General features: G+C 51.8%; 19 protein-coding genes. 18 read left to right on the top strand and 1 reads right to left on the bottom strand.

The genetic code is table 11. The features are described 5' to 3' along the window. The first annotated feature begins 48 nt into the window (after positions 1-48). The 12 genes from ruvC (at position 49) to nadA (ending at position 9,896) form a co-directional block, all read left to right on the top strand. Positions 49-564: a crossover junction endodeoxyribonuclease RuvC gene (ruvC, locus tag ACQY8X_RS17535; protein ID WP_428036430.1), complete on the top strand. Its 516-nt coding sequence runs from the start codon at positions 49-51 to the stop codon at positions 562-564. Between the two features lie 76 nt (positions 565-640). Next, positions 641-1,267 carry a Holliday junction branch migration protein RuvA gene (gene ruvA, locus ACQY8X_RS17530; protein WP_428036429.1) on the top strand — a complete coding sequence of 209 codons (627 nt, stop codon included), beginning with the start codon at positions 641-643 and terminating at the stop codon, positions 1,265-1,267. Positions 1,268-1,297: 30 nt separating this feature from the next. Further along, positions 1,298-2,314 carry a Holliday junction branch migration DNA helicase RuvB gene (ruvB, locus tag ACQY8X_RS17525; protein ID WP_428036428.1) on the top strand — a complete coding sequence of 339 codons (1,017 nt, stop codon included), beginning with the start codon at positions 1,298-1,300 and terminating at the stop codon, positions 2,312-2,314. Between the two features lie 108 nt (positions 2,315-2,422). Next, positions 2,423-2,833, top strand: a complete 411-nt coding sequence (locus ACQY8X_RS17520) for a TraR/DksA family transcriptional regulator (protein ID WP_428036427.1) — start codon at positions 2,423-2,425, stop codon at positions 2,831-2,833. Between the two features lie 253 nt (positions 2,834-3,086). Then, entirely contained in the window at positions 3,087-3,767 is a 681-nt protein-coding gene (gene tolQ, locus ACQY8X_RS17515; protein WP_428036426.1) for a protein TolQ, read from the top strand. Between the two features lie 19 nt (positions 3,768-3,786). Then, the gene (tolR, locus tag ACQY8X_RS17510; RefSeq protein WP_428036425.1) at positions 3,787-4,203 is read left to right on the top strand and encodes a protein TolR; all 417 of its coding nucleotides are present in this window, start codon (positions 3,787-3,789) and stop codon (positions 4,201-4,203) included. A 7-nt stretch (positions 4,204-4,210) separates the two neighbouring features. Further along, on the top strand, positions 4,211-5,185 hold the full coding sequence (tolA, locus tag ACQY8X_RS17505; RefSeq protein ID WP_428036424.1) for a cell envelope integrity protein TolA: 975 nt from the start codon (positions 4,211-4,213) through the stop codon (positions 5,183-5,185). A gap of 6 nt (positions 5,186-5,191) precedes the next feature. Beyond that, positions 5,192-6,478, top strand: coding sequence for a Tol-Pal system beta propeller repeat protein TolB (tolB, locus tag ACQY8X_RS17500; RefSeq protein WP_428036423.1), 1,287 nt, complete (start codon positions 5,192-5,194; stop codon positions 6,476-6,478). 358 nt (positions 6,479-6,836) lie between these two features. Beyond that, positions 6,837-7,178, top strand: coding sequence for a peptidoglycan-associated lipoprotein Pal (gene pal, locus ACQY8X_RS17495; RefSeq protein ID WP_428036422.1), 342 nt, complete (start codon positions 6,837-6,839; stop codon positions 7,176-7,178). A gap of 24 nt (positions 7,179-7,202) precedes the next feature. Next, positions 7,203-7,964 carry a tol-pal system protein YbgF gene (gene ybgF / locus ACQY8X_RS17490; protein WP_428036421.1) on the top strand — a complete coding sequence of 254 codons (762 nt, stop codon included), beginning with the start codon at positions 7,203-7,205 and terminating at the stop codon, positions 7,962-7,964. 26 nt (positions 7,965-7,990) lie between these two features. Then, positions 7,991-8,677 (top strand): 7-cyano-7-deazaguanine synthase QueC, encoded by a 687-nt coding sequence (queC, locus tag ACQY8X_RS17485; protein WP_428036420.1) that lies wholly within the window; start codon positions 7,991-7,993, stop codon positions 8,675-8,677. A 169-nt stretch (positions 8,678-8,846) separates the two neighbouring features. Next, positions 8,847-9,896, top strand: a complete 1,050-nt coding sequence (gene nadA / locus ACQY8X_RS17480) for a quinolinate synthase NadA (protein ID WP_428036419.1) — start codon at positions 8,847-8,849, stop codon at positions 9,894-9,896. Positions 9,897-9,994: 98 nt separating this feature from the next. Here the strand turns inward: nadA and ACQY8X_RS17475 are convergent, their stop codons facing one another. After that, positions 9,995-10,426: a MaoC family dehydratase gene (locus tag ACQY8X_RS17475; protein ID WP_428036418.1), complete on the bottom strand. Its 432-nt coding sequence runs from the start codon at positions 10,424-10,426 to the stop codon at positions 9,995-9,997. 352 nt (positions 10,427-10,778) lie between these two features. Between ACQY8X_RS17475 and ACQY8X_RS17470 the strand changes: the two genes are divergently transcribed. The 6 genes from ACQY8X_RS17470 to recB all read left to right on the top strand — a co-directional run. Continuing rightward, a complete protein-coding gene (locus ACQY8X_RS17470) occupies positions 10,779-11,153 on the top strand; it encodes a hypothetical protein (RefSeq protein WP_428036417.1) in 375 nt (124 codons plus the stop codon). 171 nt (positions 11,154-11,324) lie between these two features. After that, positions 11,325-11,930 (top strand): hypothetical protein, encoded by a 606-nt coding sequence (locus ACQY8X_RS17465; RefSeq protein WP_428036416.1) that lies wholly within the window; start codon positions 11,325-11,327, stop codon positions 11,928-11,930. After that, positions 11,927-13,105, top strand: a complete 1,179-nt coding sequence (locus ACQY8X_RS17460; RefSeq protein ID WP_428036415.1) for an MFS transporter — start codon at positions 11,927-11,929, stop codon at positions 13,103-13,105. Before ACQY8X_RS17465 ends, ACQY8X_RS17460 begins: the two co-directional genes overlap by 4 nt. Before the next feature lie 417 nt (positions 13,106-13,522). After that, positions 13,523-13,783 carry a hypothetical protein gene (locus ACQY8X_RS17455; protein ID WP_428036414.1) on the top strand — a complete coding sequence of 87 codons (261 nt, stop codon included), beginning with the start codon at positions 13,523-13,525 and terminating at the stop codon, positions 13,781-13,783. An 81-nt stretch (positions 13,784-13,864) separates the two neighbouring features. Then, complete coding sequence (gene recC, locus ACQY8X_RS17450; protein WP_428036413.1) at positions 13,865-17,164, top strand: exodeoxyribonuclease V subunit gamma; 3,300 nt, start codon at positions 13,865-13,867, stop codon at positions 17,162-17,164. Then, positions 17,157-20,057 (top strand): exodeoxyribonuclease V subunit beta (gene recB / locus ACQY8X_RS17445; RefSeq protein ID WP_428036412.1); only part of this gene is annotated, 2,901 nt, incomplete at its 3' end. The genes recC and recB, both read left to right, overlap by 8 nt.

Below are 20,057 nucleotides of genomic sequence, written 5' to 3'. Positions count from 1 at the left end.
TATTGTGCTCTGTATAAATAAACAGTACTTTGAGTTGATAATGCAGTTATGTTGATTTTGGGAATAGATCCGGGCTCCCGGATTACCGGTTACGGTATTATCAATTCCGTTGGCTCGAAGAATGAATATGTTGCCAGTGGCTGCATCAGGATCAAAGGTGACCTGCTGGCGGATCGGTTGAAACAGGTGTACGCCGGGGTAACCGAGATTATTGAACACTACTGTCCGCAGGAGATGGCGATAGAGCAGGTGTTTATGGCACGTAACCCGGATTCAGCACTTAAGCTGGGGCAGGCCCGGGGAGTCGCAATCGTTGCCGGTGCCAATCAGGGGCTGGAAGTGGCAGAGTATGCGGCGCGGAAGGTAAAACAGGCGGTGGTTGGTAATGGTGCGGCGAATAAAGCCCAGGTGCAGCATATGGTTAAATCGATACTGAAGCTGCCGGGGCTGCCCCAGGCGGATGCCGCAGATGCTCTGGCCATTGCACTCTGTCATGCGCATACCCGCAGCAGTCTTATTATGATGGCCGGGGCGAAAAGCAGTCGCGGAGGACGGTTACGCTGAGCGAACTGTCGTAAGCGATACAGAGTAGCCAATAATTTAAGCCCTGTTGTCAGGGTGGTCTGGAGAGAAAAAAGCTGTGATAGGACGATTGAGAGGCGAACTGCTGGAAAAACACCCACCGCAGTTGGTGGTTGATGTAAATGGTGTGGGCTATGAAGTGGATGTTTCAATGAACACCTATTATCAGTTGCCTGACGTCGGGCGACCGGTAACACTGTATACCCATATGGTGGTGCGGGAAGATGCTCAGCTGCTCTATGGTTTCTATGAGCGCTCGGAACGTTCCCTGTTTCGCACGCTGATAAAAGTGAATGGGGTTGGGCCGAAGCTGGCTCTGACTATTCTTTCCGGCATTAGTGTTGATGAGTTTGTTCACTCCGTGCAACATCAGGATACCGTTGCGCTGGTGCGTTTGCCCGGCGTAGGCAAAAAAACCGCTGAGCGGCTTATCATCGAGATGAAGGACAAACTGCAGGATTTCCAGTTCAGTGATGCCGATGAGTTCACCCTGACCGATGGCATGGGACCGGTGAGCAACAGTGCGGCAACTGATAGCCGGGCCGAGGCGGAAAGTGCCCTGGTGGCGCTGGGGTATAAGCCGGTTCAGGCCACTAAGTCGATTGCGCAAGCGGAGAAAACTAATCCCGGTGCGTCCAGTGAGGTGCTGATCCGTGCTGCGCTGAAAAGTATGGTGCAGGGATAATAGCTAAATGTTAGTGATAGGGTACAGATTATGATCGAAGCGGATCGCTTTATTTCTCCGGTTGTCACCGCGCCTCAGGAAGAGGTTCAGGATCGGGCTATCCGCCCGAAAACACTGCAGGACTATGTTGGTCAGCCGGTGGTGAAGGAGCAGATGGAGATCTTTATCGGCGCGGCCCGCAAACGTCAGGAAGCACTTGATCATACGCTTATCTTTGGTCCTCCGGGGCTGGGCAAAACTACGCTGGCCAATATTATTGCCAATGAGATGGGCTGTGATATCAAAACGACCTCTGGTCCGGTGCTTGAAAAAGCGGGAGATCTGGCAGCGATGCTGACCAATCTGGAGCCGGGGGACGTTCTGTTTATCGATGAAATACATCGTCTGAGTGCTTCGGTGGAAGAGGTGCTTTATCCGGCGATGGAGGACTATCAGCTGGATATTATGATCGGCGAGGGGCCAGCGGCCCGTTCCATCAAGCTGGAACTTCCTCCTTTTACGCTGGTGGGGGCAACCACCCGCGCGGGCTTGCTGACCTCGCCTTTACGGGATCGTTTCGGCATAGTTCAGCGCCTTGAGTTCTACAACATTGATGATCTTACTTCCATAGTCGAGCGATCAGCACGGCTTTCTGGAAGTGGCGTCGATCATGAGGGGGCTATTGAGATCGCGCGTCGTTCACGGGGCACGCCGCGGATTGCCAACCGCTTACTCCGCAGGGCAAGAGATTATGCAGAAGTTAAAGGCGATGGCCGCATATCGCTGGCGATGGCTGACCTTGCGTTGAATATGCTTAATGTCGATGAGCATGGCTTTGATCATATGGACCGGCGCTTGTTGTTGGCGATGATCGAAAAATTTGGGGGTGGTCCGGTTGGCGTGGATAGTCTGGCGGCGGCAATCAGTGAAGAGCGGGATACCATTGAAGATGTTCTGGAGCCCTATCTGATCCAGCAGGGGTTTATGATGCGCACCCCGCGTGGTCGGGTAGTCACCGATAACGCGTATCGTCACTTTGGTATTGAAATGCCTGACCGGGGTCAATAGAAAATTGATCAGCGGACGATAACTGACTTATATCAACGCAGATTTTTCATTATGGGTTTAACTTTTAGCGTGTAGACATAAAACAATAATGTTTAGGGCGTTTAAAGTATGAACACTATGAAACTATGCTGCCTGAATGGCGCGCAGTTAAAAAGCCTGAAGCGTGAACTGCAGATTCTTGAAGAGCAGTTGCAAGCAGATCTGAAAGCTGAGCAGAGCGATCAACAGAATGAGCTGAACCAGGTAAGTTGTACCGAGGTTCTTGATCGTGTTGAGGCGGCTGCTGTCGTAGGGATCAACCAGGCCCGCTTGTCACATATAAAGCAACTGGAGGATGAGATACGTGAGTGTCATAGTGCGCTTTCGCGAATTGATGAAGGACACTATGGCAGCTGTGAAAAGTGTGGTGAAGAGATTGAACTGAATCGGCTTATGGCTAACCCTGTCGCTTTGCTCTGTGTAGGCTGTCAGTCGAAAGATGAGTTGCACCGTAATCGGAATAGCGATTCTGCTTTCTAGTGCACAGACTCCTGGTTTTTTTGGCCGCCTCCACAGGCGGCTTTTTTATGTCAGCCCCAGCCTTTCGTTGAACTTTAATCCCCTCTGGCTATCCAATCGGCGAGCATCTGTTCAGCTGCTGTTTATGCTGCTGTCTATACAGTGTTGATTTGCAGTGAAAATGGTTTTTTGTCATAAAAAGGGCAGATTTTGAACGCTGTTCTCGCTACTATCAGAGCCAGTTTTTCAGATTTCTACAGAAGGGGTTGTAAACGTGCCGGATAAAATGTCGATCTGGAGTCTGGTGGCCAATGCCAGTTTTGTTGTCCAGTTGGTGATGCTGCTGTTGTTGATGGCATCAGTGCTTTCCTGGGTGATGATTTTTCAACGTCACTTTGTCTTACGCCAGGCGCAGCGCAAATTACGTGCGTTTGAAGACCGCTTCTGGTCGGGTGTCGACCTTAGTCAGCTGTTCCGTGAGGTAAATGCTGATCCGGATAGCAGCAATGGCGCTGAGAATATTTTTCGGGCAGGGCTGAAAGAGTTCAGCAGACTGAGCCAGCAGTCCGGAGCGGATCGTGATGCGATTATGGATGGTGCGCAGCGCAGTATGCGTGTAGCGCTCGCCCGGGAGGAGGAGAAGCTGGAGCAGCATCTGCCATTTCTGGCCACTGTAGGTTCTACCAGTCCTTATGTCGGCCTTTTTGGAACAGTGTGGGGGATTATGAACTCGTTCCGCGGGCTTGCCAATGTGCATCAGGCAACCCTGGCGTCAGTTGCGCCGGGTATATCTGAAGCGCTGATTGCTACTGCAATTGGCCTGTTTGCTGCGATTCCTGCGGTTATTGCCTATAACCGTTTCTCGGCAAAAACCGAATCGCTGATGAACAGTTATGAGACCTTTGCTGATGAATTCTCAAGTGTATTACACCGTCGTGTGCACACCTCAAGCTGATCTGTAACAGGCTGGTATTATGATTCGCAGAGTTAAAAAGAAACGTAAGCTGAATGCCGAGATCAATGTAGTGCCCTACATCGACGTGATGATGGTGCTGTTGGTGATCTTCATGATTACAGCGCCCATGCTGACTCAGGGGGTTGATGTCCAGCTGCCAAAAGCGGGTTCTGATCCGGTTGACACCCAGGACAGTGAGCCTCTGATTGTAACCGTTGATAAGCAGGGGAATTACTATATCGATGTTGGAGGTAATCCGCTTGAGGCGGTGAGCGGCGAAGTGGTTGAAGAACGGGTTAGTAAAGTGCTGAGCAATAATCCCAAAAAACTGCTGCTGGTGCGCGGAGATAAAGGGGTTGATTATGATCATGTTGTACAGCTGATGACGCTGTTGCAGCAGGCCGGTGCGGAAAGTGTCGGATTGGTAACAGAGTAGTTTGACTGTGAATTTACGAAGTTATCTGTTCCCTGCGCTACTGGCACTGATTCTCCATTCAGTCATTCTCAGTGCGCTTTTTTATAGCTGGTTTGGTTATGCCGAAGATCAGAAACGGCTTACACCAAGGCATGTTAAAGCGCAGATGATTGATCTGAAAACGCAACACAAAGCGCAGCAGCAGGATAAGCAAGCTGAAGCACGACGTAAAGAGGATGCGCGCAAGAAAGCCGAGGCCAAAAAGCAAGAGGACGCCCGTAAGAAAGAGGCGCTTAAAAACGAAGCTCTTAAAAAAGAGCAATTGAAAAAAGAGCAATTGAAAAAAGAGGCGGTTAAGAAAGAGCAGGCGGAAGCGAAAAAGAAAGCTGAAGCGCTAAAGCAAGAAGCGTTGAGAAAAGAAGCTTTGAAAAAAGAGGCTCTTAAGAAGGAAGCCCAGAAAAAAGAAGCGCTGAAACAAGAGGCTGCACGTAAAAAAGCGGAAGCGCAAAAGAAAGAGCAGGCGGCTGAGGTTGCCAGGAAAAAGCAGCAGGAAGAGGCTCGTCGTAAAGCAGAAGCGCAGAAAGAAGCCGAGCGAAAACGGGCTGAGCAGCAGCGTCTGGAGCAAGAGCAAAAGCGTCGCGAGTCTGAGTTGGCCGCAGCGATGGCTGCTGAAGAACGCGAGATGCAGGCGCAGCAGGATCAGCAAGCGACAGCGGGTTATCTTGAATATATTGGTTCAGAAATTGAAAGTAACTGGAGTCGTCCACCCAGTGCCCGAAACGGGATGATGGTTGTTTTATCTTTGCACCTGTTTCCCACCGGTGAGGTGGATAACGTATATGTCGTGAAAAGCAGTGGCGATAGTTATTTTGATGAGAGTGCTATCCGTGCTGTAAAGCGTGTGGGGCGTTTTCCTGAGTTACAAAAAATGGATCCGATTCTTTTTGACAGGAACTTTAGGAAGTTAACACTTGAATATAAACCGTCAGATCTTCGCAGGTAATCAGTAATGCAGCGTACTTTATGTTTCATTTTTCTATTCTTTTTCAGTGTGCTGGCCCGGGCCGAACTAACCGTAGAGATCACTCAGGGCGTAGATCAGCCAACACCGGTGGCTGTTTCGCCGTTTGCGTTTACCGGGGTTCAGGCACTGCCTGAAGATGTTGCGCAGGTGATCAGCGATGATCTCTATCGCAGTGGTATGTTCAAAATTATGCCACGGGAAAATATGCTTAGCTTCCCTTCCGATCGCAGCTCACTCTTTTTCCGTGACTGGCGAATCAGTGGTAGTGACTTTATTGTTATTGGCCGGATTAAAGAGAGCGAAGGTCAGCTGGTGGTCGCGTTTGAACTCTATGATATTCTCAAAGAGGAGCAAATTCTGAGAGAAGAGGGAATCAAGGCAGACCGGTCAAATCTGCGTGCGGTGGGCCACTATATCAGCGATAAGGTGTTTGAGGCGCTGACTGGCGTCCGGGGGGCTTTTTCAACCCATATTGTTTATGTGACGGCGAAACAGCTGGCGCCATCCAAGCATAGCTATCGTTTGATGTATGCAGACTCAGATGGTCATAATGCCAAAGAGATTCTCAATTCTAAAGAGCCTATTATGTCGCCTGCCTGGTCCCGGGACGGCACTAAACTGGCATATGTCTCATTTGAATCAGGACGGCCTGCGATATATATCCAGTATCTGCTAACGGGGAAACGGGAAAAAGTACAGTCATTCCGCGGCCTGAACGGCGCACCATCCTGGTCTCCGGATGGTAATCAGCTGGCGTTAGTGCTCTCTAAAGACGGCAACCCTGAGATCTATGTGCTGGATCTGCAACAGCGCCGCCTGAACCGTATTACCCATCATTTTGGTATCGATACCGAGCCATCCTGGTCTCCGGATGGTCAGTCACTAATCTTTACCTCGGATCGGGGTGGTCAGCCACAAATTTATTCGATCTATCTGCCAAGCCGGGATGTCACACGGCTGACATTTGAGGGGCAGTATAATGCTCGCGGCCGTCTGACGCAGGATGGGCGTTTTCTGGCGATGGTGCATCAGAGCAATGGTTCATTCCACATAGCCGTGCAGGACCTGCGTACAGGTCGGTTGGACCTGTTAACCGAAACGTTTATGGATGAGTCACCGACGATTGCTCCGAACGGCAGTATTATTCTTTACGCAACTCAGGAAGGGGTGCGCGGAGTGTTATCTGCTGTATCCCTCGATGGTCGGGTAAAATTCCGTTTGCCCTCATCCGATGGAGATGTTCGTGAGCCTGCCTGGTCACCTTTCCAGTAAGGGGTATTTGTCGGCTTTTTCCTGCAGGTGACTGTACTGAGTGACAAGGTGACTGCACAAAGGAACAAAGTGAATCAAATAGTTAGAAATGTTGCTGGATTTTCCTGCGGCTCTTGCAATCATGCTTAGCAAGCTTTACTTTAGGCAGGATTAAGGTTTTATTTGCACATTATTGGCTAAAAATTAGGAGTGTTCGATGCGTGCTATGAATATTGGTAAAGCGACGGCTTTGGCGCTGACAGTAGTTTGGGCTGCTGGTTGTAGTACACAAAGTACTACAGATGAAGGCAACATGGGTAGCACTGCTACACCAACAACTACTCAGCCAGTCACAGATTCTTCAGTGTCTGGTACTTCTATGGCAGATATTAAGAATCTGGCAACGGTTTTCTACTTTGACTTTGACCAGACTCAGGTTAAAGCTGAAGCGGTAGAAGCTCTGCGCGGTCATGCGAAGTATCTGGTTGCTAACCCATCTGCATCTGTTGTTCTGGAAGGTCATGCTGATGAGCGCGGTACCCGTGAGTACAACATGGCTCTGGGTGAGCGTCGTGCGCAGGCTATCGCTCGTGTTCTGACCGTTAACGGTGTTTCCAGCAGCCAGATTGAACTGGTTAGCTTTGGTGAAGAGAAGCCAGTGGTAATGGGCCATAACGAAAGTTCATGGGCTCAGAACCGTCGCGTAGAACTGAAATACTAATCACCCTTCAGGTTGTTAGTCTCTATGCGCAAAGCATATAGCCTTACTGCTGCACTGGTGCTTTTTAGCACCGGTGCTTCAGCGGCAGACAGAGTTCCTGTGATTGAGTTGCAGATGGATAATGGTTCTGCAAACCAGTCAGCGATTACCCGTAGTTCTGGCCAGTTTGGTGGTGGCACTGACACCCTGATGCTGTTACAGCAGCTGCAGGATGAGGTGCGCGCGCTGCGGGGTATGGTCGAGCAGCAGCAATATCAGATTCGGCAGATGGAACAGCAGCAGCGTGACCGCTACCGTGATCTGGATCGCAGAATAGCGGTCGGCCAGAATTCGCAAGCACCGCAGGACGGCTCAGCGGAGTCTGCATTGGCTCCTGCTGCATCAGCGCCGCTACCTTTACCCGCCGCTGATAGTACACCAACCGATAGTCAGGCCTATCAGGAGGCTTTTGGTTTAGTACGGCAAAAAGATTTTCCGGCTGCGCTTGCTGCATTCGATAAATTTATAGAGCTGTATCCCGAGAGTGCCCGCTTACCGAACGCCTATTATTGGGTGGGTGAAGTAAATCTGGCGGAGCAGAAGCTGGAGCTGGCTAAAGCGGCGTTTGAGAAGGTGTTGCAGACTTTCCCTGAACACCGGAAAGCGGCAGACGCATCTTATAAGCTTGGTGTGATCTATCATCAGATGGGTGATCAGGCGAAAGCGAATGAGATGTTCAATTCTACGATCTCACGTTATCCTGACAGCTCTGCGGCCAATCTGGCCCGCGATTATCTGAAACGATAACCACTAAATATCCTTAAGGTTTTACGATGAGTACTTCCTCCAACAATGCTGTTGTATTGTTATCTGGTGGCCTTGATTCTGCGACAGCACTGGCAATGGCTACTGAACGTGGCTTTAACTGCTATGTTCTGAGTTTTGATTATGGGCAGCGTTCCCAAACCGAGTTGCTAGCCGCAAAGAAAATTGCCGCAGATCTTAACGTAAAAGAGCACCGGGTGGTGCGGTTGCATCTTGAAGACTTTGGTGGCTCTGCGCTGACCGATAACAGTATCGATGTGCCTGATCATGAAGAGGAGGGGATTCCGGTCACCTATGTGCCTGCGCGTAATACCGTGTTCATGTCGCTGGCGCTGGCCTGGGCCGAAGTATTGCACGCTCAGCATATTTTTATTGGTGTTAATGCTGTCGATTACTCCGGTTATCCTGATTGCCGGCCAGAATATATTGCGGCGTTTGAGCAGATGGCAAACCTGGCAACTAAAACGGGCGTAGAGGGTGAGCGACTCACCATCGAAACGCCGCTGATCGACCTGACTAAAGCTGAGATTATCCGCGAAGGTACCCGTCTGGGCGTTAACTACGGCCTGACCGTCTCTTGCTATCAGGCCGATGATGATGGGCGTGCCTGTGGTGTTTGTGACAGCTGCAGATTAAGAGCGAAAGGCTTCGAAGATGCGGGAGTGGCAGACCCAACCCGTTATATTGCCCGCTGATCCCCTAATCGGGATAAAAATACGTTTAATAAAGGAGCCAGTGGCTCCTTTTTCGTTACTTTGCGAATCTGTTACAGAGAATTAACATTTTCAGCTTTATACTGATGGTATAATATCTAACCGTTTCAACTCCGTTACCATTTCATTACTTAATTAAGAAAATTTGTGAATGTTGAATAAACAAGAGCTTTCAGATCGTATTCTGGTTCAGGAACACTTTGCTAAAGAGCATCTTCCGGGGACGATGGATCTGCAGACACAGGAAGAGTACAAAACCCGTATCAAGCAGCTGCTTATCGAAAAAGATGCTTGCCTGGTGGCGCATTATTATACCGATGAAGTGCTGCAGCAACTTGCAGATGAGACCGGCGGTTGTGTATCTGACTCTCTGGAGATGGCCCGTTTCGGTTCAAACCATCCTGCAACCACGCTGATTGTGGCCGGGGTTAAGTTTATGGGCGAAACAGCTAAGATTCTGAACCCGGAAAAACGGGTGCTGATGCCAACCCTGGAAGCTAACTGCTCACTCGATATTGGTTGTCCGGCAGATGAGTTTACCGCCTTTTGCGATGCGCACCCGGATCATGAGGTAGTCGTCTATGCCAATACGTCAGCGGCGGTTAAAGCTCGTGCCGACTGGGTGGTAACCTCCGGTATCGCCCTGAAAGTGGTTGAACACCTGGCCGATCAGGGTAAGAAAATTATCTGGGCGCCGGATAAGCATCTGGGCGAGTATGTGCAGAAGCAGACTGGTATCGAGATGTTGATGTGGGATGCCGCTTGTATTGTCCACGAGGAGTTTAAGGCGCAACGCCTGCTGGATTTGAAGAAGGTTTATCCTGATGCTGCGGTGCTGGTGCATCCGGAGTCTCCCGACGCGGTAGTAGAGCTGGCTGATGTGGTGGGCTCCACTACGCAGATTATCAACGCGGCCCGCGATCTTCCTAATAAGCAGTTTATCGTCGCGACCGACCGGGCAATCTTTTATAAGATGCGCCAGGCTGCTCCGGATAAAGAGTTTATTGAAGCGCCCACGGGTGGTTCAGGTGCGACTTGTCGCAGTTGTGCGCACTGCCCCTGGATGGCGATGAACGGCCTTGAGAATGTGCTCAGTGCGCTGGAACATGGCACCGATGAGATTCTGGTGGATGAGTCGCTGATCGATGATGCCCGTCGTCCGTTGCAACGGATGCTGGATTTCTCAGCTCAAAACGGCTGAGGTTGCTCGCAGACGTAAAAAAGGCCTGCTATGTTCAGCAGGCCTTTTTGTATCGGCTAAAAAAAGGAGGGGTAGAAGATCCCTGTTAGCCGGGCGTATTAAGCCGGACGCTTATCCACCATGAAAATACCGTAGCCGGTGGCGACCAGTTTGTCACCGACATGGACGTCCGTGCGCATTTTAACGCGACGGCGTTTCTCATCAATCTCTTCAACTGTGCCTGTAGCTTTAGCCGTATCGCCAATGTAAACCGGGGCTTTAAACTGGATAGACTGATCGATATAGATCGCCCCAGGCCCGGGTAAGCGGGTACCAGCAACGGTGGATATCAATGCGGCTGAAAACATGCCGTGGACGATGCGATTTTTAAACTGAGTGGTCGCCGCGTATTCGCTATTGATATGGATCGGGTTATTGTCACCGGAAATGCCTGCAAACATATACACATCGGCCTCGGAGATCGTTTTGGCATAAGAGGCACTCATGCCCACTTCCAGATCTTCCAGGTAGTAACCGTGCAGTTCATCCATTCGTAATTCCTCTCTGTATTGCAATGATTATTATGCAATTGATGCTTATCGTTCAGCACGTATCAGCCCTCGGCTGGTGCGTGTTAAGGTTAATATTTTCGCTTGCTGTTATAGGTGTAAACCCTAACGTAGTCTGGTTGCTCTTTCAATGAAGTATTCGGACAGAAACCAAGTAAAACAGGTTTTTGTTGCACTGCGAAGTCTTTATTTATCAATTTTAGTGTAGCGTGCTGTTTCAGGCTTTAAGGGGCGTTAATGTGCGATGTTCTCCTTCCTTCTGGGTTTGTATTGCAGTTTCATCCCGGCTATGGACAATGAAACACCTTTCTACAGCGGATAGGATATTCTGGCCATGGTAACTAAAGTATTGCTGACACTCCTGGTGATTGTGGCGGCCTATCTCTATCTGAAACGGCGTATGCATCACAAGAACACGCAGCGGCCGCGCGCAGACCCAGTGTCTGCTAATGCTGATATGCCGGTTAAAACAATCGCCGTACTGTTTATTCTGGTGTCATTTACGCTGACGGTGGGTTTTTTTCTCTATCGCTGGGTGGACGGCAACCAACTGCTCAGAATAACGCTGATCTCGCCTCAAAGCAGTGAACCGCTGTACTATCAGGTGCATAAATCTGAACTGCAGGAGCGTAGTTTTACCACGACTGATGGACAGATTATCCGTATAGGTGCGCAGGACCGGTTAGAGATTAAAGCGCTAGGGGATTGAGATGATTTTCGCTGATGCTTTTAAAATACAAGCCGTTATAATGTCCTCGTCAGTCAGAATCTACTGACAATATCTTGTTATAATCTCCCATTTTTCTGAGTTAATCAGCCTTCATCGCTGAGTGGGTTAACACCACTATCGGCTGAGTGCTCTGTGTTGCAGGGATAATGTATGTTTCAGCGTACCAGTCTTCATAGCCATAAAACCTTGCCGTCAAGTATCAACGGTGATGGTGATTACCGCCAGCTGGCCAGTTCAGGCTATCAGTTGCCGCTGTGCTGGCTGATGCTGTTTCGGGAGAGTGATCTGCAGATACAGAAGGTGTATAGCGGCGAAGGTGAGCAAACCTGTGAATACACCACCTTGATCTGTACGAAAGCAGAGGCGCTGCAGCGCTATCAGAGTGCAGCCGAACGTTTTAAGAGTTTATTGGCGAGTCGCTGCGATACCTACTTCGATTACTGGCAGCAGTATCTTGAATATAACGCGGATGAGTATCTTCATCTGGATGCAACAGCTCTGTGGATGACCGGTGACGAACAGGCGTATCTGGATAATCTCAGCCTCAGCCTGAGCGGTGTTAGCTGGGTGGTGTCGGATGCGTGTCGCTGGAAACGCAGCTGGCTGGAGTCGCTGCCTTTTCTTGGGCGGGCCTTCGACCCCCTTGAACTGGCGCTTAAGCATGATGGCGTGCGTCATCTGCTGATTCAGAGCGGGGTGCTGGATGCCGATGGCGGTATCTATATTGATAAGCAGGTACTTCAGGGGAAAATATGAATATCACCGTCATACTGCTGTCGCTGTGTCAGGCATTACTGACAACCGGTAATGTACTGCTGATCTCCGTTAATGCGCTGATTGGTCAGCAACTTGCCCCTTCGCCTGAACTCATTACCCTGCCGGTTGCGATGCAGTTTGTCGGTTTGATGTGTGCAACGATTCCCGCATCACTGGTGATGGCGCGGATCGGCCGGAAGAATGGTTTCTATCTGGGCAACAGTGTCGGCATACTGGGGGCACTATGCTGTATTTTTGCTCTGCAGCAGGCAGAGTTCATACTTTTCTGTAGCGGCACTTTTCTGCTGGGTATCGGCATTGGGTTTGGCACCTTATACCGTTTCGCTGCGATAGAAGCCTGTCCTGATGAACAAAAAAGCCGGGCGATCTCACTGGTGATGGCGGGTGGTGTCATTGCTGCAGTATTAGGCCCTAATCTTGCGATAAGCAGTCGCAGCTGGCTGGATGACAGTGTTTTTAGCGGCGCTTTCATCGGTTTATTACTGCTCTATGTCATCGCCCTGATACTGCTCTCTTTTGTGCGTATGCCGACACCGGGTGCAGCATCACAAAGGCTGCAGGAGGCCCGGTCGATATCTCAGATTATTCTGCAACCGGTGTTTATCGTGGCGGTAACTATCGCTATGGTCAGCTATGCGGTGATGAACCTCATTATGACGGTAACCCCGGTGGCGATGGATCGCTGTGGTTTTGATTTCAGCACTTCGGCCTGGGTGATCGAGTGGCATGTGCTGGGGATGTTTTTACCCTCATTTATTACCCCGAGAATCATCGGCCGCTTGGGGCTGCTGCCGGTGATGGTGCTGGGGGCGTTACTGATGCTGCTGTGTATCGCTTGTAACCTGCATGGGGTGAGTCAATGGCACTTCTGGACCGCGTTGGCATTGTTAGGGGTAGGCTGGAACTTTATGTTCATCAGTGCCACACAAATGGTGACATACGCTTACCGACCTGCTGAAAAGGCTAAAAGTCAGGCGGCGAATGAGTTTTTAGTCTTTGGCATGGTGACAGTGTCGGCGTTCAGTTCTGGCTGGCTTGAGTCCACGCTGGGCTGGCAGATGTTAAATACGCTGATGATTCCTGTGTTGATGTGGGCTTTACTGGTGATTTTTGTCTATCGTAAGCCCGTTACTCGTCATCTGCAGGGCGCGTGAAGCGGGTATTCAGCGTAAAAATTGGCCGATAAAAAAGGGGCCACAGACTTGTGTCTGTGGCCCAATTAATGTTGATGAACAAGTGTTGATGATTTTACATTACGTTACTGGGGAATCCCCGCTTTGAAGCGGTTTGCTTCACTTTCTAATGAGCCTTGTACAATACCTAACGTGATCGTTTCCTCACGTTGCTTTACTGAGTGTTGCTTTACTTTGTGTTGCTTTGTAAATGAGCTGAATTTCCTTAACGAGTCTGACGTCCTGAAATATGCTTCATCAGCAGGGAGTTTCAGTATTGGCCGGGATCTGAATTCCGTCAAGAAAATTTCTGGTTATTAGTTTATAACTCTTTCGGGACTTGTGTCATATGCCAAAGTGTAGTGCAATGCAGCCCATAACAGATGTTGGAATGAGTCGATGAAAAGTTACCTGTTTACCACTGAAACAGATCGCGGTGGCGTTATGTTGTGTGAGATCGAAGACTTCGATACCGCGGTTAAATATCTGTGTAACCGTTTTGACGGAGTGGTCAGGATTGAGTCTGCAGAGCAGGTATGGGAACTGCCTGACGCTGATAAGGTGGTGGCACACTCCCAATCTGCCGCACCTGAGGCAGGAAGCATGACCGGGTCAGTTACCCAGGATGCTGCGCCTGAGCCTGCCGACCTGTTCGGCTAAACGATAAAACCGGTTCATCCCCGTCGCCGCATCAGGTATTCTTACAGTCCGTAAAATCAAAGGATTAACAGGGCGGGCTGAATGTTTCAGATCTATCATTCCAATAAGCTTGATCTGCAAAAAGATCTGTTAGTACAGCTGATCAGTAACCACCCTCTGACCGATCCTTTCCAGCCCGAAACTATTCTGGTGCAAAGCCCCGGCATGGCCCAATGGCTGAAGCTGGAACTGGCTGAAAAGCTACAGATCGCCGCCAATATGGACTTCCCCCTGCCTGCCAGTTTTCTCTGGCGCAGTTTTACCACCGTGCTTCAAGATGTTCCGCTACGCTCGGCATTTACCAAAGAAGCGCTGACCTGGGGGGTGATGGAACTGTTACCGCAGCAGTTGAACATGGCCGAATTTGCCCCGCTGCAACGCTATCTTAAGCAGGATGAAGGGCAATACAAACTGTATCAGCTCTGCGGTAAAGTCGCGGATATCTTTGACCAGTATCTGGTGTACCGGCCTGACTGGATCGCCCGTTGGGAAAGCGGTGACGATCTGCCGGAGATCACCCGTACACAGCCGTGGCAACCGATTCTCTGGCGCACCCTGCAACAGCATATTCTCGGCCTGGGGTTGTCCCACTGGCACCGGGGTAACATGTTTAACGGCTTCGTTGATGCCCTGAACGCTGGTCAGTTTGATCTCTCGCAGCTTCCTGCGCGGCTATTTGTCTTTGGTATCTCGGCACTGCCACAAAACTTTGTTGAAGCTCTGCAGGCCCTGGGTCAGCGCATTGATGTTCACCTGATGGTGTGCAATCCCTGTCAGTATTATTGGGGTGATATTGTCGACCCCAAATACCTTGCCCGGCTTAATCAGCACTGGTTATCCAAGCCCGGTATGAGTATTGATACGCTGTCAGAACAGTATCATAGCCACGGTAATCCTATTCTGTCGTCGATGGGTAAGCTGGGCCGGGATTACCTGCATCAGATACAGGATCTGGCGGCCCCGGAGATCGAGCTGTTTGAGGATTGCGGCCGCTCATCACTACTGCAATCGGTACAGCAGGATATTCTGGAGCTTGAAGACCGCTCCGCTGATGGGGTGCTGGAACAGAGCCATAAGCGAATCTTACCCGCCGCAGACCGCTCGCTGCAGCTGCACAGCGCCCACAGCCCGTTGCGGGAGGTTGAGGTGCTTTATGATCAGCTGCTGGCGATGCTGGATGAACAGCCGGATCTGTCTCCCCGGGATATCATCGTCATGATGCCGGATGTGGCTGCCTATGCCCCCTATATTGAGGCGGTGTTTGGCAACGCACCCTTTGAGCGCTTCATCCCCTTTTCAATCTCAGACCGGACACTGCAGCAGGAGAGCCCGCTATTACTAAGCTTTCTGCGTCTGCTGGGGTTGCCCGAAAGTCGGGTAACCGTGTCTGAGGTGCTGGAAATTCTCGAAGTGCCAGCAGTGCTGCGTCAGTTTAATCTGGATGGTGACCGCTTTGAGCGCATCTGCCGTTGGATTGATGCCTGTCAGATTCGTTGGGGGATTGACGCTGAGCAGCGTGTTAAGCAGGGCCTGCCGGGGTTTGAACAAAACAGCTGGCGCTTTGGTTTGCGGCGGATGCTGGCCGGCTTTGCCATGGGGCAGAGCGAATCGCTGTGGCATGGTATCGACCCCTACGCTGAAATCGAGGGGCTGGAAGCGGAAGACCTGGGACAGCTGGCAGAGTTTGTCGAGCTGCTGGAGTTCTGTAGCGAGCGATTACAGCAGGATAAGCCGGTCGGCGAGTGGTTTGAGGTAATTAACGACATTCTGCAGCGTGCCTACCAGCCGGACGAACAGGATGAGATTCTGCTAAGTCAGGTGCGGGAGGTGCTGGAAAAATTGCAGCAACAGCTGCGTGACAGCTGCTATCAACAACCGCTCAGCTGGGCGATTATACGGGACTACCTGACCGCCGAGCTGCGCAACAGCCGTGCCAGCCAGCGCTTTATGATCGGTGCGGTTAACTTCTGTACCCTGATGCCGATGCGTTCTATCCCTTTTAAGGTGGTCTGCCTGTTGGGGATGAATGATGGTGTTTATCCGCGGGCGATAGCGCCGATGGGCTTTGACCTGATGGCGGAACATCCACAGCGGGGCGACCGTTCCCGTCGTGATGATGACCGCTATCTGTTTCTTGAAGCGCTGCTGTCTGCCCGGCAGACCCTCTATATCAGTTATATCGGTCGGAGTGTGCAGGACAACAGCCCGAAAGTGCCCTCGGTGCTGGTCAGTGAGCTGCTTGAATACTGTCAGCAGAATTACTCTTTAGAGAACCCATCAGACAGCAGTGCTGATGCCGGTGATCTGAAGCAACAGCTGCTCACCCAGCACCCGCTGCAGCCCTTTAATGAACGTTATTTTTCACCTGACTCGCCGCTGTTCAGTTATGCCGAAGAGTGGTTGCCGCTGCTGCATCGGCAGGGCGACCCGGAACAGAGTTTTATGCTTCGACCGTTAGATGCTGAAGAGTTAACCGAGCTGGAACTTACGGAACTGCTGGCCTTTGCCCGCAATCCGGTGAAACATTTTTTCCAGCGGCGACTGAAGGTCTACTTCAATTTCACTGCGGTTGAGTTGCAGGATGAAGAGCCGTTCCAGATTGATGGTCTGAGTGCCTACCAATTGAAGCAGCAGCTTCTCGATGCGGCGCTCAGCGAACAGCAGGAGAGCTTTTTTGAGCGCATTGTTGCCTCCGGGTTGTTGCCAGTAGGCATAGCCGCAGAGTTGCAAACCCGCAAATTGCGGCATGACTGTCAGGAGATGGCGGATAAGATCCGTCCTTATATAGATCAGCCCGGGCGTATTGAGTGTCAGCTGAATATCGCCGGAATAACCTTGAGCGGCTGGCTTACCGGGCTGCACTCAGGTGGCCTGGTACGCTACCGTGCCGCCAATGCCAAGGGGCGGGACATTGTGCAGTTATGGCTGGAGCATCTGGTGCTCTGCGCCAGTGGCTATCCGCTGCAATCCTGGTTTTTCGGGCTCAATGGCCGTCACTGGTTTGATCCGGTAGAGCAGGGGCGGGCGCTGGATTATCTGCAGGAGTGGCTGAACGCCTATCGACAGGGGATGCGTGAGCCGCTGCCGCTACCGGCGGACACCGCCTGGATGCTGGAATCGAAGACCCTGGAAAAAGGCGAAGAGAGAGCACAGCAAGAGGCACAGAAGTGCTTTAACCTCGATGCTTATACCCAGATGGGCGAGTCCCGTGATCTCTATATTAACCGGGTCTATCCCGATTATAACGCGCTGGGACCGCGATTCGTGGCGCTGGCAGAGTTGCTTTACCGGCCACTGGCTGAGGCATTACAGCAGGGTGATGGGGAGAGTGACGATGAATAAGGTGCAGATTCTCGACCCGCTGCATTTCCCGCTGTCCGGCCGTCGGTTGATTGAAGCCAGTGCCGGTACCGGTAAGACCTACACCATTACGGCGCTCTACCTGCGCCTGCTGCTGGGGCCGGATGGACTGGAGTCAGCCTTGCGGGTTGATCAGATTCTGGTGGTCACCTTTACCGAAGCCGCCACTGAAGAGTTACGTGACCGGATTCGCAGCCGCATTCAGGAGGCTTATCTGGTCTTTCGTGGAGCAGCCACCCGTGACCCATTTTTACAGCAGTTACGCGATCAGCAGGATGACCTGCAACGTTCTGCCCGGCTACTTGAGTATGCTGGCCGGCAGATGGATGAAGCGGCCATTTTCACCATTCACGGTTTCTGCCAGCGGATGCTGCGTCAGCATGCATTTGAAAGTGGCAGTCTGTTTGAAACTGAACTGATCACCGACACCGGGCCGTTACTGCGCCAGGCGTTGCTGGATTGCTGGCGCGAGCTTATCTATCCCGCAGATAACGATCTCAGTGAAGCGATTCAGCAGCTCTGGCCCGGGCCGGATAAGCTGCAGGCTGAGCTGCGGCCACTGTTGGGAAAACCCGCTCTGCAACTGATTCCTCAGCTGGATACTGATAACCTGCAACAGCAGTGGCAGGAGAGTCAGGCCTGGCTGAGGGGGTTCCGACAGCAGTGGCTCGACCATCTGGAGCAGGCAGATGTCGATCTTGCGGAGTTGATTCAGGCCTCCGGGGTGAATAAAAACAGCTATCGTAAGACCTCTGTGCCCAACTGGCTGGCTGCGATCTATGCCTATGCCCGGGGTGAGAGCCGAGCACTCCCGGAAACTGAGATCGCTAAGTTCTGCCCGGCGCTGTTGGCAGAAAAAACGCCTGCCGGGAAGAAAGTGCCAGAACACCCCTTATTTGACCTGTGTGAAGCGTTTTTCGAACACCGGCTGCCTCTGCGTGAGCTGTTGCTGACCTCTATTCGCCAACAGGTAGAGCAGCGCTTTAACAAACTGAAGCAGGATTACCGTCTGCTGTCGTTTGACGATCTTCTCAGTCAGCTGGACGCGGCGCTGCAACAGGACGGCAGTGGCTTGCTGGCCGAGGCGATTGGACGGCAGTTTCCGGTGGCGATGATCGATGAGTTTCAGGATACCGACCTGCTGCAGTACCGCATCTTCAGTACTCTGTACCCCGATACACCCGAGCGGGGCCTGTTTATGATCGGTGATCCGAAGCAGGCGATCTATGGCTTTCGCGGCGCTGATATATTCACCTATATCAAAGCCCGTCGGGAGGTGACTGATCACTATACCCTGGAGATCAACTGGCGCTCATCGAAAGCGATGATCAGTGCGGTGAACCGGTTGTTCGCCAACAGTGATTCGCCCTTTATCTATAACGATGATATCCCCTTTCTGCCGGTAAAAGAGGCGGGCAAAGCGGATAAAACCCCCTTTACGCTCTATGGCAAGGCACCAGCAGCGCTGGAGTTCTGGTATTCCGGGGAGGATTTTGTCTCCCGGCAGGACTATCTTCAGCAGATGGCTGCCGCCTGTGCCTGCGATATTGACAGCAAATTACGGGCGGCCGCTGAAGGTCAGGCGCTGATTGGCGAACAGGTGCTGCAGGCAAATGATATCGCTATTCTGGTGCGCAACCGAGGGGAGGCGGCTGCGGTGATGGAGGCGCTGTCTGACAGAGGCATTCACAGTGTGTATCTGAGTGGCCGTGACAGTGTCTTCAGCAGTCGCGAGGCGTTTGATCTGTTGCTGCTGTTGCAGGCGGTGGCCGAACCGCAGGATGAGAGTCGCCTGCGAGCCGCGCTGGCGACCTCGTTGCTGAACTATCCTGCCAGCTGGCTGGATCAGCTAAGCACCGATGAGCAGTTATGGGAGACCCTGGTCACAGAGTTCAGCGATTACCGCGAAAAATGGTTGCAACTGGGTGTGCTGCCGATGCTGCGGCGCCTGATGCGCAGCCGAAAGCTGGCTGAAACCCTGCAGCAACAACCCCAGGGGGAGCGCAGGCTGACCGACCTGCTGCATCTGGGGGAGATCCTCCAGCGTGCCAGTACCGAACAGGAGGGCATCTCCGCACTGTTGCGCTGGTATGGTGACCAACTGATGAACCCTAACGGCGAGAGTGATGAACAACGTTTGCGCCTGGAGAGTGATTCAGAGCTGGTGACCGTGATTACGGTGCATAAAAGTAAAGGGCTGGAATATCCGCTGGTGTTCCTGCCATTTGCCTGCACCTTCGTCAAAGCCCGTGAGCCGCTTTTTCATGATGCGGATGATCGCCTCTGTTTCCACCTGGACCGCAAAGACCCGGACAGCCTGGCACAGGCTGAAAAGGAGCGACTGGCTGAAGATCTGCGACTGCTCTATGTGGCGCTAACCCGTTCTGTGTATGGCTGTTATATCGGTCTGGCGAGTATTGCCGATGGTCAGTCGCGTAAAAGTGGTTTACAGCGCACGGCGCTGGGGTATCTGCTGCTTAATGGCGCGGACAGTGATGCCGGTCTGCAGGCACAGCTGGACAAACTCTGCACTGGTAAAATAATACGTTTATCACCACCGCCGACGGGGGATCAGCAGCGCGGCCTGTTTGACCTGCCTGAGGCGCTTGCGCCGCAGTGTGTGGCGCGCAAATTTCAGCGACGGTTGCGGCGTGACTGGCGGATCTCCAGTTACTCTGCACTGGTCAGCCATCAAAGCAGTGCGCCTGCACTGCCGGGGCTTGATCTGGAAGTGATCGATGAGAAAAATCTGCCAGAAACGGAGTTGCTCGAAAGCGCCGATGACATTTTCAGCTTTCCCAAAGGCGCGCAGGCGGGTACCTTTCTGCATGAACTGTTTGAGGTGATCGATTTTACCGATCACCGTACCGGTCTG

It is taken from the genome of Amphritea sp., assembly GCF_050300915.1.
Lineage (GTDB): Bacteria > Pseudomonadota > Gammaproteobacteria > Pseudomonadales > Balneatricaceae > Amphritea.
Note: the sequence above shows the minus strand (reverse complement) of the source record. Positions and strands in the feature narration are given on the sequence as shown.

Coding starts and splice junctions, on each gene's coding strand:
- ruvC (WP_428036430.1), top strand. CDS start 49: ATGTTGATTTTGGGAATAGATCCGGGCTCCCGGATTACCGGTTACGGT.
- ruvB (WP_428036428.1), top strand. CDS start 1,298: ATGATCGAAGCGGATCGCTTTATTTCTCCGGTTGTCACCGCGCCTCAG.
- ACQY8X_RS17520 (WP_428036427.1), top strand. CDS start 2,423: ATGAACACTATGAAACTATGCTGCCTGAATGGCGCGCAGTTAAAAAGC.
- tolR (WP_428036425.1), top strand. CDS start 3,787: ATGATTCGCAGAGTTAAAAAGAAACGTAAGCTGAATGCCGAGATCAAT.
- tolB (WP_428036423.1), top strand. CDS start 5,192: ATGCAGCGTACTTTATGTTTCATTTTTCTATTCTTTTTCAGTGTGCTG.
- pal (WP_428036422.1), top strand. CDS start 6,837: ATGGCAGATATTAAGAATCTGGCAACGGTTTTCTACTTTGACTTTGAC.
- ybgF (WP_428036421.1), top strand. CDS start 7,203: ATGCGCAAAGCATATAGCCTTACTGCTGCACTGGTGCTTTTTAGCACC.
- queC (WP_428036420.1), top strand. CDS start 7,991: ATGAGTACTTCCTCCAACAATGCTGTTGTATTGTTATCTGGTGGCCTT.
- nadA (WP_428036419.1), top strand. CDS start 8,847: ATGTTGAATAAACAAGAGCTTTCAGATCGTATTCTGGTTCAGGAACAC.
- ACQY8X_RS17475 (WP_428036418.1), bottom strand. CDS start 10,426: ATGGATGAACTGCACGGTTACTACCTGGAAGATCTGGAAGTGGGCATG.
- ACQY8X_RS17470 (WP_428036417.1), top strand. CDS start 10,779: ATGGTAACTAAAGTATTGCTGACACTCCTGGTGATTGTGGCGGCCTAT.
- ACQY8X_RS17465 (WP_428036416.1), top strand. CDS start 11,325: ATGTTTCAGCGTACCAGTCTTCATAGCCATAAAACCTTGCCGTCAAGT.
- ACQY8X_RS17460 (WP_428036415.1), top strand. CDS start 11,927: ATGAATATCACCGTCATACTGCTGTCGCTGTGTCAGGCATTACTGACA.
- ACQY8X_RS17455 (WP_428036414.1), top strand. CDS start 13,523: ATGAAAAGTTACCTGTTTACCACTGAAACAGATCGCGGTGGCGTTATG.
- recC (WP_428036413.1), top strand. CDS start 13,865: ATGTTTCAGATCTATCATTCCAATAAGCTTGATCTGCAAAAAGATCTG.